Annotated in this window: 13 protein-coding genes; 6 read left to right on the forward strand and 7 right to left on the reverse strand. The window is 42.2% G+C overall.

Going from position 1 to position 13,980, the window contains the following annotated elements:
• Positions 1-5: 5 nt before the first annotated feature.
• From MHI60_RS07570 to MHI60_RS07590, 5 genes are read right to left on the reverse strand one after another with little or no spacing between them, the layout of a single operon-like run.
• On the reverse strand, positions 6-914 hold the full coding sequence (locus MHI60_RS07570; RefSeq protein WP_144484252.1) for an isochorismatase family protein: 909 nt from the start codon (positions 912-914) through the stop codon (positions 6-8).
• Between the two features lie 18 nt (positions 915-932).
• A complete protein-coding gene (locus MHI60_RS07575; protein ID WP_144484249.1) occupies positions 933-2,552 on the reverse strand; it encodes a (2,3-dihydroxybenzoyl)adenylate synthase in 1,620 nt (539 codons plus the stop codon).
• 24 nt (positions 2,553-2,576) lie between these two features.
• Positions 2,577-3,758: an isochorismate synthase DhbC gene (gene dhbC / locus MHI60_RS07580; RefSeq protein WP_144484246.1), complete on the reverse strand. Its 1,182-nt coding sequence runs from the start codon at positions 3,756-3,758 to the stop codon at positions 2,577-2,579.
• 26 nt (positions 3,759-3,784) lie between these two features.
• Positions 3,785-4,570: a 2,3-dihydro-2,3-dihydroxybenzoate dehydrogenase gene (locus MHI60_RS07585; protein WP_144484244.1), complete on the reverse strand. Its 786-nt coding sequence runs from the start codon at positions 4,568-4,570 to the stop codon at positions 3,785-3,787.
• 4 nt (positions 4,571-4,574) lie between these two features.
• Entirely contained in the window at positions 4,575-5,459 is an 885-nt protein-coding gene (locus MHI60_RS07590; protein WP_144484241.1) for an alpha/beta hydrolase-fold protein, read from the reverse strand.
• Between the two features lie 534 nt (positions 5,460-5,993).
• Between MHI60_RS07590 and MHI60_RS07595 the strand changes: the two genes are divergently transcribed.
• Complete coding sequence (locus MHI60_RS07595; RefSeq protein WP_144484238.1) at positions 5,994-6,212, forward strand: hypothetical protein; 219 nt, start codon at positions 5,994-5,996, stop codon at positions 6,210-6,212.
• A gap of 144 nt (positions 6,213-6,356) precedes the next feature.
• Here the strand turns inward: MHI60_RS07595 and MHI60_RS07600 are convergent, their stop codons facing one another.
• Positions 6,357-7,214 carry a hypothetical protein gene (locus tag MHI60_RS07600; protein ID WP_144484235.1) on the reverse strand — a complete coding sequence of 286 codons (858 nt, stop codon included), beginning with the start codon at positions 7,212-7,214 and terminating at the stop codon, positions 6,357-6,359.
• 110 nt (positions 7,215-7,324) lie between these two features.
• Between MHI60_RS07600 and MHI60_RS07605 the strand changes: the two genes are divergently transcribed.
• The 3 genes from MHI60_RS07605 (at position 7,325) to MHI60_RS07615 (ending at position 10,443) form a co-directional block, all read left to right on the forward strand.
• On the forward strand, positions 7,325-8,281 hold the full coding sequence (locus MHI60_RS07605) for a DUF4885 family protein (protein ID WP_144484231.1): 957 nt from the start codon (positions 7,325-7,327) through the stop codon (positions 8,279-8,281).
• A gap of 254 nt (positions 8,282-8,535) precedes the next feature.
• A complete protein-coding gene (gene dnaB / locus MHI60_RS07610) occupies positions 8,536-9,900 on the forward strand; it encodes a replicative DNA helicase (protein WP_003214779.1) in 1,365 nt (454 codons plus the stop codon).
• Positions 9,901-10,029: 129 nt separating this feature from the next.
• Complete coding sequence (locus MHI60_RS07615) at positions 10,030-10,443, forward strand: VOC family protein (RefSeq protein ID WP_144484229.1); 414 nt, start codon at positions 10,030-10,032, stop codon at positions 10,441-10,443.
• A 32-nt stretch (positions 10,444-10,475) separates the two neighbouring features.
• Here MHI60_RS07615 and MHI60_RS07620 read toward each other — a convergent pair whose 3' ends face one another.
• Complete coding sequence (locus MHI60_RS07620) at positions 10,476-11,681, reverse strand: cytochrome P450 (protein ID WP_144484226.1); 1,206 nt, start codon at positions 11,679-11,681, stop codon at positions 10,476-10,478.
• Between the two features lie 136 nt (positions 11,682-11,817).
• Between MHI60_RS07620 and MHI60_RS07625 the strand changes: the two genes are divergently transcribed.
• Positions 11,818-12,399 carry a TetR/AcrR family transcriptional regulator gene (locus tag MHI60_RS07625; protein ID WP_144484223.1) on the forward strand — a complete coding sequence of 194 codons (582 nt, stop codon included), beginning with the start codon at positions 11,818-11,820 and terminating at the stop codon, positions 12,397-12,399.
• Positions 12,400-12,615: 216 nt separating this feature from the next.
• On the forward strand, positions 12,616-13,905 hold the full coding sequence (locus tag MHI60_RS07630) for an adenylosuccinate synthase (protein WP_024424032.1): 1,290 nt from the start codon (positions 12,616-12,618) through the stop codon (positions 13,903-13,905).
• Positions 13,906-13,980: the final 75 nt, after the last annotated feature.

The following is a 13,980-nucleotide window of genomic DNA, read 5'->3' on the forward strand; positions in this document are numbered from 1 at the left end:
CTCCTTTACAAGTAATCGATATTTGGGATAGATGGCTGTTTTTCTGTGAAAAGAAGAGTCCGCCAATGAGCGAGCGTTGGATTTGCTGCAAGCTCAACGAAATTGACTGTCGCTCCTTGCTGCCTCCACTTTTCCGCTAGGCTCATCATTCTAATTGAATCAAGCCCAAGGTAGACGAGATTCTCGTCAAGCGGTATTTCATTCGGCTCGATTTGGAGATACTCAGCTACTTGATGAACAATGGACTCAAAGGAGAGGTCATCACTTTCTGCTTCCTGTCCTGTTAAACGACGAATGATTTGGTTTGTCGTTGTGGTGACCGCACAGCGTTCAGCTGCATAGGTCATCGCCATTTTGTGATGCTTAAGTGAAAAATCAGCGACGGCATCAGCGACAAAAAAAGTTTCAATATCGAGCATGAATGCTTCTGCGGCTGTCAGCATACAGCCAATATGTGCATATACACCAGTAATGATCAGTTGATCGCGCCCGCCTTCTTGAAGGATATCCAAAAAATTAGATTTTTTGAATGCGCTATAACGCCATTTTGTCAGCATTGTATCTGCCTCAGATGGAGCAAGCTGATCAATGATTTTTGTCAATGCTTCATCATCACCAAGTCCAGGTCCCCAAAAATCTGTTAATAGGGCACGATCCTTCGGGTCTTGGTCACCAGGCTGCGCTGTATAGACGACTGGAATGCCAAGTTCATTGCATGTATCACGTAATTGTTCAATATGTTGAACTAACTCTGTGATCGGAGAAGTATCTTGTTGAAATGCATTTAAAAAATATTGCTGCATGTCATGTATTAACAGAACAGCACGTTTCGGATCAGGTATCCAGTTCACTTTATTTTCGGGTAAATCTTGTGTGCTTGGCATTGGATATGCAGGAATAGTAGGGATTGCCATGGTTTTCACTCCTCTTTTTTATACGTTGGCAGTATGGATTGCAGCTAATTCTCTTAATGCTTTTTTACTGACTTTGCCTACACCTGTTTGTGGAAACGCATCGATCCATTCAATGCGGTCAGGAATTTTATAGGCTGCAAGTCCGCGATCTCTTAGAAATGATTTTAAGATGTGCGGTGCTGGTTTGTTGTTTCCTTTCGCAATAACAAAGGCACATGAGCGTTCGCCAAGAAATGGATCCGGCATGGATACCATGGCGGCATCATGAATGTCAGGATGCGCAAGTAAATGGTTTTCAACTTCTTCTGCGGCAACCTTTTCGCCGCCACGATTGATTTGATCCTTGTCTCTGCCTTCTACAACAACATTTCCTTCTTTGGTTAGTCGCACGATGTCACCTGTTCTGTAAAAGCCATCAGGTGTAAATGCTTTTTTGTTTTGTTCATCGGCTTTATAGTAGCCGCGAATCGTATAAGGTCCTCTTGTTAAAAGATGTCCAGCCACTTCATGCGGGACGGGCTTGTCCTCATCATCTACCACTAGTACCTCATCATATTCAGACATCGGGCGTCCTTGTGTATGAATCATGACATGCTCAGGATCATCTAATCTGGTATAGTTGACCAGACCTTCTGCCATGCCAAAAACTTGCTGTAACTTACATCCAAGTGTAGGCGTCACTCGTTTTGCTGCTTCAGCACTGAATTTAGCGCCACCGACTTGTAAGACTTCAAGACTTGATAAGTCATCTGATCGATGAGGAGCAGCCTCTAGCCAAATCAATGCGATAGGTGGAACGACAGCGGTAATAGTCGCCCGTTCTTTTTCAATGAGTGGAAAGACGACATCAGGGCTTGATCCAGGTGCAAGAACGACTCTTCCGCCTGCGTATAACGTCCCAAGGACCCCAGGCGAGCTTAATGGATAGTTGTGCGCTACTGGAAGTGCAGCTAGATACACACTATCTTGTGTGAGTTCGCATACCTCATTGCTTTTCCAAAGACTATAAATATAGTCATCATGTGTACGAGGAATAAGCTTTGAAAGGCCTGTGCTGCCTCCAGATAACTGAAGAAACGCAATATCGCTTGCCTCTACATGAATTTGAGGATCAAGTGCTGGGTCCTTGCGCAGATCATTCAAGTCAAGGAATTCCTCAGCTTCCCCTGCAACAATGACATGAGGTAATGAGGGAAGCTTTTCTTTCACTTGACGTGCGAGTGATCGATAATCAAAGCCGCCATCGATATCTGGTATGACATATGCGTCTGCTTCAGCAAACTCAATAAAATAAGTGATTTCACTGCTTCTATGAGATGGCAGAGAGAAGACGGGTAAAGCACCGATTCGAAATAAAGCGAAAATGACTTCAAAAAAAGCAGGAATGTTAGGAAGCTGTACGACAACTCGACTTCCCTTTTGAATTCCAAGCTGATGAAAACCGGCGGCAAGACTGCTGACGCGCTGATCAAGTTCTTGGTAGCTCATGTGCGTATCAGCGTATGTAATTGCTGTTTTATTTCCTAACGATGCGGCTCGTTCACGAAGCATACCGCCAAAGGTTTCCCCGCGCCAACAGCCGTTTTCACGGTAGTGTTTTGCAAATTCATCTGGCCATGTAGGTGGTTGAACAAACATGTTTTTGTCATCTCCTATGTATTTTTATAGCTGATGGATGCCCATCGCACGAAGCATCGTGTTAAATTTTGCAGATGTTTCGGCTAGCTCTTCTTCTGCCTTAGATCCTTTGACCACTCCTGCGCCAGCAAAGAGGCGGAGGGAGTGACCCTCAGCTTCTGCACAACGAATGGTGACAATCCAATCACCATCACCATTTGCATCTGCCCAACCAATCATTCCTGTGAAAAATCCTCGATCGAAGGGTTCAATCGCTTGAATGGCTTCACGTGCATCTGCTGTAGGTGTTCCGCATACTGCAGGTGTTGGATGAAGGCTAAGCGCTAAATCTATTGAGGATACACTGTCATCTGCTAGTTCTCCTTTCACGACAGTAGATAAATGCCACATCGTTTCAGTTTGTATGACGGATGGTGATGCAGGCACATCTAGTGTATGACAGTAAGGAGAAAGCGCTTTAGTGACAGCTTCAACAACCACTGCATGCTCGTGTAAATCCTTCGCTGAAGTAAGGAGTTCATCGCGGCGACGCTGGTCTTCTACTGGATCTGAACTGCGCGGCCGGGAACCAGCGAGTGGATTGGAAATCACAGATGAACCGGTTTTAGAAAGGAGCAGCTCAGGGCTTGCCCCAAGAAGTGTGCGCTTTTGGGAAGACTTCGGATCAGCTACATTTGCAGCAAACGTATAGCCATTCGTATTATGACGAGCCAGTCGTTCGAGTATTGTTTTCGTATGAATGTCTTGATCTGATTTGAGATAGAGAGATCGAGAAATGACGATTTTGCTAAGCTCTCCTTTTTCAATTTTAGCTAACCCTTCGTTCACACCATTCATGTAGACTTCAGGAGAAGGGACAGGTGTCACCTCATAGGATAGCGATGCCACTTCTGATTCCTCATCACCTTGATGAAATTCGAGTGGATCACTAAACTGTACATGGAATGGCACATTTAAACGAACAGGCTGTGCCGGATCAAACGGGACAGCACCAGCCACAATCGGTGTTTGGATACCAGCTTGTTTGGCATCGTCAAATACGTGCGCTACCCTTGTGGATAGTTCATTTAGCTGATTGGTTTCAATATGCTGGAAAATCCCTTCGGCAAGTATCGTGCGTTTAGGGGAAGCAAGGAAAAAAGCACCTGGCTGATAGTCTTGAAGCAATTGTCCTTTTTCTTCGGACGACAATAATGAATGTTTCATGAAAAGGCCTCCTTTTGAATGAAATGCTAGATTCCGAGTGTTGCGCCGCCATCGATCGTGAGATTCTGCATCGTAATATGACTGGATTGCTTAGATGCAAAGAAAATGACTGCATCAGCGATGTTTTGAGGATCAGCGATTTTTTGTAAAGGAATACCGGTTTTATACGTCTCTAATGAACCTTTAATCACCTGATTTTCTCCTTGTTCATCAGGCCATAAAGCCCATTGCATAGGTGTTGCGGTAGAGCCAGGGGAGACAACGTTGCATCTGATTCCATGGGCAGCAAGTTCTAATCCAAGTGTTTTTGTAAATGAAGTAGCTGCTGCTTTTGAAGCGGCATAGGCAGCCATATTCATTCTAGGAATGGCACCAGCGTTAGAGCTGACAGTCACAATGACCCCTTCTGATCTTTTTATCATGTATTTGGAGACAGCTTGAGAAACGTAAAAGACACCATGTGTGTTGACTGCGAAAGTTTGTTGCCAGTCGTCTGCACTAAGCTGGTCGATAGAACCCATTCGGAGAATGCCTGCTACATTGACCAGTAAATAAATGGGCCCAAGCTGCTTTTCAATTTGATCGACAATGTGCTGAACAGATGCTTGATCGGTAATGTCACATGGATAGGCAAAGGCACGTATGCCTTCATCATTCATTTGCTGGACGGTGCTTTGCAGCTGATCTTCATTTGCGTCAACTGCTGCAATAATCGCACCTTCTTCGGCTAGTCTTTTTGCGACTGCTTGTCCAATACCTTGTCCTGCGCCTGTGATCAGGGCAATTTTTTGAGATAGACCACTGTGTTTCATGTGTTCACTGCCTTTCCTTCATGTCTGTGGGTGTGAAAGGATCATCATGATAGAGTGCAAAACGAAAAGCGTCATTCATCAGCACCGGTAAAACGGATGTATGTCCTTCTTTAGGGAACTCGTGATAGGCTGTATGCAAGCCATATGAGGATAAAGGCAGCATACGATTTGCTAGTGAATTTGCATGATCATTCATTTGACACGGATGATGTTTTTCTAACTCACCTACACCTACAAGCAGCCTGACATCCATAGGCACCTGACGTATATGATTGATGAATTGGTGTTCTTTTTCTAAAAATAATTTTTTGTTCCAGTGGATAGAAGGACTGCCTGCAATATATGTCTGATAAGCATCAGGGTGCTCAAATAGTGTGTGTAATACAAAAAGACCGCCAAGAGAGTGCCCAAACAGTGTTTGACGACTCTGGTTGATCGGAAAGCGCTGCTCGATATAAGGCTTTACAACCTTTTCTAAAAAAGAAAAGAACGCAGAGGCGCCGCCATATGTATGGGTGGAGAAATCCTTTCTTCTGCCACCAATGGAAGCGTCAGGGCCGGTTAGAGTGAGATCATAATGCCTGAGCGGATGATAGGGCGCGTCTGTCTGATAGCCAATTCCAACAATGATGGCAGGTACAACACCTGTTTTTTCGGGTCTTCTTGACTGTAAACGAATGGCTTCGACCATTGTGCCAAAAAGTGAATTCCCATCAAGCACGTACATGACTGGAAAACCAGCCGCTGGAGGAGTAGTATTCGGTTTAAATATAAAAAGTCTGTATGGGTGTGCTGTGATATCCAGCTGCTCCGTCCCAGGTATAAAAAAAGGACGGCTTTCTCCGAAAAGAGAATCCTCAGTACCCATTCCTTCAGGGCGTTTGGACATGTGTAAAAAATCCCCTTCCTCAAATTGACTCTCATACGCTGATAAAAGCAGGCTTGCGGATATAGGATGAGTGTAGAGATTGAAGAATGGTTCCTTCAAATGAAAATGATTCTCAATTATCACGCAAGCAAATCAAATGATAATGGTTATCAATTACGAAGTCAAATGTTCATTAAGTCGTGTAGTTAATAATTTAATCTAAATATTATGAAAATAAAGGACTAAATAACTACCAAATGAATGGAAATAGGGAATGCCGGACTGAGTCATTTAAAAAGAGGAGAAATGCCAAAAGACCTTGACCGTCTCGGGATATTTACCATTTTCTTCTGTTTGATTCAGGAATATATATAGGTTTTTCTTCTTGAAATCATTTTGAGGAAAAATAAGTCTATAGACCTTCTTGTATTTTTAGGGAAAAAGAGGAGAATTTTTCGAAAAGCTGGTGATCATATCTCACAACTTATTCAATATCGTGTGTAAATTCATATACAATTTTCTAAGGAAGACAAGATCGAAGGGAATGTAGGCAGAATGAAAACCACATTAGGAAAGCTGAGGCTGAAACTGCTTGAAAATCAGTTCAAACTGAAAAATTCGTTTACAGTGGAAGAATATCATGAAATGAAGCAATCATTACATGAAATACGGATGACATTTGCGGCCTATGAACAATGGGATTTATACCAGCGGGCCACCGATATGATCACCATCCTCCTCTTTCAACACGCCCTCCAGCAAAAACACCATTAACACTTTCACTTTTTATGAGCAGCGTATTTCTTATGGAAGGACGGTGCTGTTTTAAAGTTGGCCAAATAACACATAGCATCAAAAATGCGTCAATTAAAAAAGTAAGGGATGTCCCCTTACTTTTTGTCTGCAAACACCATTCAATTAGAATCCATCTGTGACATCATATTCGTAACGGATATCGGCTTTGACATTGCTCATAGTAGATCTCGCTGTAGCCTTTGCGTTGTACTTAAAGCTCCATTTTTGCGCGACTTTTAATTGATCTTCCAGAGAAATACGGTAAGAACCACTTGTTGCAGATGAAAAAATAGATTCGTTCCAAATTTTGTTTATATCAGCCATCAGTTTGTGTGTGACATTTCCTTGGTTAGGCGATTGGGTACTAGTTGTGGAAATCGATTTAACGATTGCATTTTTAGGAATAGAAGAATTGTTCGTTAAATCCATTGTAATGATAGAAGAATCAACGCCTAAAAAATTTAAAGAAGAATTCCCCAAGTTGGTAGCAGTCCCCGTAAAATTGAATGTCCCATTTCCAGATTTAATACGATCTTGGATAGAAACAGTAAAGTACATATTCCCTGTATATGTACCACGGGTCACTTTCACAAAGTAAGTTTCTGAAGTTGAAGTAACTTCATCAGTATTAGCAAAAATAAAGGGTGTAATTGAATCAGGGTTAATGACTCTAGATCTCCCATCAGAATATTTCGAATTGTACACCTCGATTTTCATCCCCGTATATTGCTTATTATATGAACTTCGTACATAAACCCTTTCACCCTTATTGATCGTAAACTGATAATACGCTTCATTTTCACCTTCAGGTAAGATTGTCGTATCTGAACGACTATTTTTCCAATATCCCATTGAGCTGGCTGTGTTAGGGCTGTTATTCCCCGTAATAGCCGCTTCCGCTGAATTAGGTGCAAAAAAAATAGCAACAAGCACTAATACCAATGCAGGTAATAAAAAACGTTTAAAGATAGTATTTGTCATATTTTAACCCTCCTTGTAATAATTACTATATCGGATCAAAACTAACAAATTTTAACTGAAATGCCGATATATTTAATAATCACTATTTTTTTTAAAAAAGGAGAATCAAAATGAATATTAATACGTCATACACGGCAGGTGTTTCAAACAATCAGAACCGAATCGATTATAAAGGTCAATCAGCTATTAAAAGTACAAATGAGGTGATGACCGAAGCTGATAAACGAATGAAAATATTAGATGAAAAATATCAAAAAATAAATGAACAAAATAAACGTTTCAAAGATCCTCATGGCCATATATTTGATAAGTATCGAAATCCAAACTCCCCTTATTTCAGAAATGATTTAACCAAACCGGAAAGAGAGGCGGCTTACTCTATTGAAATTGGATGGGCTAATAGTGGAACAGGAGGGCATTATAATTCTAATGATGCCGCATTCCGTAATGAAAAACGGTACGATCCTACCCAAGAAAGTGTAGAAAAGAAAATACTCAATCGCCAAAAAGTGAACGAACAATTACAAGATTTATTCTCTAAAAACGGTATAACCATTCCTAAAAATACAAATCTCACTTTTACCATTGACCCGAATAATTTCAAATTAGTGGTGGGTGGTTCAAAAGACGAATCGTTGATGAAACAAATAGAAGACTTATTAAATACAACCAACAATACAAGAGAACTATTTTTCCATATTATGAAAAGTAGAAATGATGATTCTACTCAATTCACACCTGATTCTCTGGCAAAGTTCCATCTTGTCAACCAAATCAAAACGGTTACAGGCTACAATTTAAAAGATTTAAGTATTGTAAACGGTCAATTTATAACGGATAAAGGAACGAATATTTTTGATATATACAAAGAAGATCTCCTGAAAAACCCATACACAGCAGAAAATGCACGAATTGCCGCTTCACATTACGGTGCACAGCTATTTGACCTAGCGAAAAACGGGTTTGATTCTATTCCCGATTTGGTGTTATCTATTGGTTACCAAAACGGCTCCTTACAAGACATTGGGCAAAAAGAAAATTATGGAGTTAAGAAAACGATAGATTAGAAAAACGCACGCGAACATGCCACGTAGGAGCGACCACAAGTGTGAACGACACAAATTCAAATTCCATTAGTGATACAGAAGGACTCTATAACAATTGATGTTACGGGGTCTTTTCTATTGAAGGGCGTTGTTTCACTGTTCAACAAAACATCCTCATGGTAATTTTGACTATAGTCGATGTTTTTCACTTTTTTATTGATGAAAATGTTAAAATGATGAGTAGCGTATTTTTTTATGAAAGGACGGTGCTTGGCATGACGGAACTTCTCGATGACCGGCTGCCGCCGCAAAATATAGAAGCCGAGCAGGCCGTATTAGGTGCTGTTTTTTTAGAACCATCCGCGCTAACGCTCGCTTCTGAGGTATTAATTCCAGAGGATTTCTATAGAATGTCGCATCAAAAGATTTACAATGCGATGCTTGTACTTGGCGATAGAGGAGAACCGGTCGATCTTGTCACGGTGACATCTGAGCTTGCCAATACAGATTTACTAGAAGAGGTAGGCGGGATTTCGTATTTAACCGACATTGCGAACTCTGTCCCAACTGCCGCAAACATTGAATACTATGCAAAAATTGTAGAAGAGAAATCCATTTTAAGACGTCTGATCCGTACGGCGACAACCATTGCACAGGATGGGTATACGCGTGAGGATGAAGTAGAAGACCTGTTGAGTGATGCTGAAAAGACCATTATGGAAGTGGCGCAGCGTAAAAACTCAGGAGCTTTTCAAAACATTAAGGACGTTCTTGTTCAAACATACGATAATATTGAACAGCTTCATAACCGCAAAGGCGATATCACAGGGATTCCAACGGGTTTCTCTGAGCTTGACCGAATGACAGCTGGATTCCAGCGAAATGATTTAATCATTGTAGCGGCCCGTCCATCAGTAGGGAAAACAGCCTTCGCATTGAACATCGCCCAAAATGTCGCGACCAAAACGGACGAAAGTGTCGCCATCTTTAGTTTAGAGATGGGTGCGGAGCAGCTCGTTATGCGTATGCTTTGTGCGGAGGGGAATATCAATGCACAGAACCTAAGAACCGGTAATCTGACAGAAGAGGACTGGGGCAAGCTGACAATGGCGATGGGCTCGCTGTCGAACAGTGGGATTTTCATTGACGATACACCTGGAATTAGAGTAAGTGAAATTCGCTCGAAATGCCGCCGATTGAAGCAAGAAAATGGTCTTGGCATGATCTTGATTGACTACTTGCAGCTCATTCAAGGGAGCGGACGCTCAAGCGATAACCGTCAGCAAGAGGTTTCTGAAATCTCTAGGGCATTAAAATCGCTGGCAAGGGAGCTTGAAGTTCCGGTTATTGCTTTGTCTCAGCTTTCCCGCGGGGTAGAGCAGCGTCAGGACAAACGTCCGATGATGTCTGATATTCGTGAATCAGGAAGTATCGAGCAGGATGCCGATATCGTGGCATTCCTTTATCGTGATGATTACTATGACAAAGAATCAGAGAATAAGAACATTATTGAAATCATTATTGCCAAACAGCGTAACGGTCCAGTTGGTACAGTATCACTGGCGTTCGTCAAAGAATATAACAAATTCGTCAACCTGGAAAGAAGATTTGACGATGCGGGTGTTCCGCCCGGTGCTTAAAGCCCAGCTCAAGAAGCTGGGCTTTTTTGATTGATCTACATCGAAAGAATGATTGAAAAAACAATCAAAATGAGGAGGAGAGAGAAAAAGAGAGAGCGTATACTAAAAGGAGAAAAGGAGTGAAGACTGATGAAATTTCAACAGTTTGAAGCCGCTCAATTACGTATCACACGCCCAACCGTCAACATGAAAGAGGTTGTTTCCTTTTATGAAGAAGGCTTAGGGCTCAAACGAATAGGCTCATTTGATCAACATGAAGGGTACGATGGTGTGATGCTCGGGCTGCCTCACCAGCATGTTCATTTAGAAATCACCAAACATGAAGAAGAAGACAGCCTGCCCGTCCCGCATCCAGAACAGCTGCTTGTTTTCTATATTCCGGATGCAGAGGAATTTCAGCAAATGAAAGAGAGATTGATCTCATTTGGCGGACGGCATGTCACCTCAACGAATCCATACTGGGACCGGGGAGGAGCAACCATTGAAGACCCAGATGGGTATCGAGTTGTGCTGATGAACACAGATGGTATTACCCCTGTTTAAAAAAAGACTCCCATGCCCGGGAGTCTTTTCTGTTATGAACGAGGTGTGACACGCAGTTTCAGCTCTTTCAGTCCATACATGCTGCTGCTGGTCATCGGAACGTAAGAGAGGAGCTCTAGCGCCTCATATCGTTCTATGAAAATCTTTATAGCTGTACATGCTTCAAGACGTGCCAGTGGTGCGCCAAGACAGAAATGGATACCGTGCCCGAAACCAATATGAGGATTAGGGTGGCGGTGTATATCGTATTCATGTGCGTTTAAAAATTGACGCTCATCTCGGTTGGCGGAAGCAAGAAACACAATCACATTGTCTCCCTTTTTCAACACTTTCCCTCCAAGCTCTGTATCTTTTGTGACATAACGAACGATTGCAGGAGCTGGTGCACGAAAACGGACAGCCTCTTCCACCGCACGTGGGATGAGTTCAGGAGATTGGGCGAGCGCTTCATATGCACCCGGCTGTTCTAACAAGCTGAACATCATATTGGAGATCAAGTTGGTGGTTGTTTCGTTGCCGGCTAAAAGAAGAAGATTACAAAATGGAATGAGTTCATCCGCTGACAGTTTGTCTCCATTCTCCTCCGCTTGAATAATGAGAGAAATCAAATCATCACCAAGGTTGTGACGTTTCTTTTCAATGGTGTCTGCAAAAAACGCCATCATGTCAGCTTCCCCTTTGTCACGTGTTTTCTGCCATTCAGCTACATCCTTCTCACTTTCACTTTTAGGCATGCTGACGAGAATATCTGACCATTCTTTAAAAGATTGTTTATGCTCTGACGGCACACCTAAAAGCTCTGCAATGACAATGACAGGAAGCGGATAGGAAATGTCTTGCACTAGGTCAATCTCTTTTTTTCCTTCAAGTTGTGCCATCAGTTCATCCATTAATTCATGAATACGAGGCTCCCACAATTTCATGACTCGAGGGGTAAAGGCTTTGCTGACAATGGAGCGGATGCGAGTGTGATTGGGAGGGTCCATCATCACCATTGTTTTCATCAGTGAATGCTTCCGCTGGTTTTTAGGAGGCTGACTCGAAAAGGTATCTTTATCGATTGTCACGCGCTTGGCTTCCTCGTAGGTGAATACACTCCACGTTCGGCTGGCTTCGTCAAAATGAACAGGTGATGTCTGGCGCATGTTGGCATACCAATCAAATGGGTGATATGGGTCCTGCTTGTTTTTTCCTCTTAATAACGTTTTTTGCACGGCACTTGGGGACGTTGTTTCCATGATCATCACTCCTTATAGGTTGTCAGATGCTGCCTTTTTTTCATTGTGTTAGATTAAAGTTAATTCATCAGCCTGGAGGATTCAACCAACAGAAAAGCGAAATCTGTTGAAGAAAATAGGAAGGGGAGAGCGGCTTGTGGCGGATTGCTACAGAGGGGATAAGCGCGCAACGGAATCAAAGCAGCAATTAAAAAAAGCATTATTTCAGTTATTAAACGAGAAAGAATGGGGGAAGATTTCTGTACAGGATTTGACCAAAGCGGCAGGCATCCACCGCACGACCTTTTATCAGCATTATGAGGATAAATTTGATCTTGCCCAGCAGGTGATGGATGAGATGTTTGATGTGATGAAGTGTGCCATTTTTGCGCCTGTACAAGAAGATGATTTAGAAAAAGAGCATCCGGCATATGTATATATTTTTCGATTTTATCAGCATTTGCAAGAACATGAAAAGGAGTATCAAATTCTCTTGAAACGAGGGCGAGAGCTCAATATTCATGAAACGGTTCGGGCTTTTTTTGAAGAAAGCTTTTCTTTGGGGAAAGAGGGGGTTACAGGCTCAAAGCCTGATCCGCATATCGTTCCTATCGACATGCAGAAGCAATTCGTTATTTCTGCTTACGTTGGAACGGCTGAATGGTGGCTGAGGACAGGTAGACCGTATTCACCAGACTTTATGGCAAATTCGATGATTCATTTAATTGAAAATCAATAGAAAGTAAGAACTATCAAAAACATTGGTTTTACTCAAAATCTCCCTTTTTAAGCGCTGAAGATGTGAGTAAAGCGCTTTTTCTCATATTTAAAACGAACAAAATTTGATTTCGAGATATTAATGTTCGGATTTAGCGTTGACTTTTTCGTTGTGCATTGATAAAATAAATGTGTTTGAAAGAGATAACGTTTTGAAAGGTTAACGGAGGTGCACGATATGTCTTCAGTAGTCGTAGTAGGTACGCAGTGGGGTGACGAAGGGAAAGGGAAAATTACCGATTTCCTTTCAGAAAATGCAGAGGTGATTGCCCGTTATCAAGGGGGAAACAATGCAGGTCACACGATCAAATTTGATGGAGTGACATACAAGCTACACCTCATTCCATCCGGTATTTTTTATAAAGAGAAAACTTGTGTCATCGGTAATGGAATGGTGGTTGATCCTAAAGCGTTGGTCACTGAGCTTGCGTATCTTCACGAACGGAATGTGAGTACAGATAACCTCAGAATCAGCAATAGAGCCCATGTTATTCTTCCTTACCATTTAAAATTGGACGAGGTAGAAGAGGAGCGGAAAGGGGCTAACAAGATCGGCACGACGAAAAAAGGAATCGGACCAGCTTATATGGACAAAGCAGCCCGCGTCGGTATCCGCGTCGCAGATCTATTAGATCGTGAAGTATTTGAAGAGAAGCTTGCACGTAATCTAGAAGAGAAAAATCGTCTTTTAGAGAAAATGTATGACACAGAAGGCTTCAAGATTGAAGATATTTTAGACGAGTATTATGAATATGGCCAGCAAGTGAAAAAATATGTCGTAGACACATCTGTTGTTTTGAATGATGCACTAGATGAAGGCCGCCGCGTGTTATTTGAAGGAGCACAAGGGGTTATGCTTGATATCGATCAAGGGACATATCCATTTGTGACGTCATCTAACCCAGTAGCTGGAGGCGTGACGATTGGTTCTGGCGTAGGACCAACGAAAATTCAACATGTGGTCGGCGTGTCAAAAGCGTACACAACACGTGTTGGAGATGGCCCATTCCCGACAGAACTCCATGATGAAATTGGCGATCAAATTCGTGAGGTTGGCCGTGAATACGGTACGACAACTGGACGCCCGCGCCGTGTCGGCTGGTTTGACAGCGTTGTTGTCCGTCATGCACGCCGTGTGAGCGGAATTACAGATTTATCTCTTAACTCAATTGATGTACTGACAGGGATTGAAAAATTGAAAATCTGTGTCGCTTATAAATTGAATGGAGAAATCACAGAGGAATTCCCAGCAAGCCTAAATGAATTAGCGAAATGTGAGCCTGTCTACGAGGAAATGCCAGGATGGACAGAGGATATTACAGGCGTGAAGAACTTAAGTGAGCTGCCTGCAAATGCCCGTCATTATTTAGAGCGCATTTCACAATTAACAGGTATTCCACTTTCCATTTTCTCAGTCGGACCAGATCGTTCACAAACGAACGTTGTCCGCAGCGTGTACCGTCCATAAGAATAGATTGATGACGCACCAGTAAAATGACACATTTTACTGGTGTTTTTTTGTTTAAATATTTCTTAATTTCAG

Source organism: Bacillus sp. FSL K6-3200 (genome assembly GCF_038630485.1).
In the GTDB taxonomy this organism is placed as follows: domain Bacteria; phylum Bacillota; class Bacilli; order Bacillales; family Bacillaceae; genus Bacillus; species Bacillus safensis.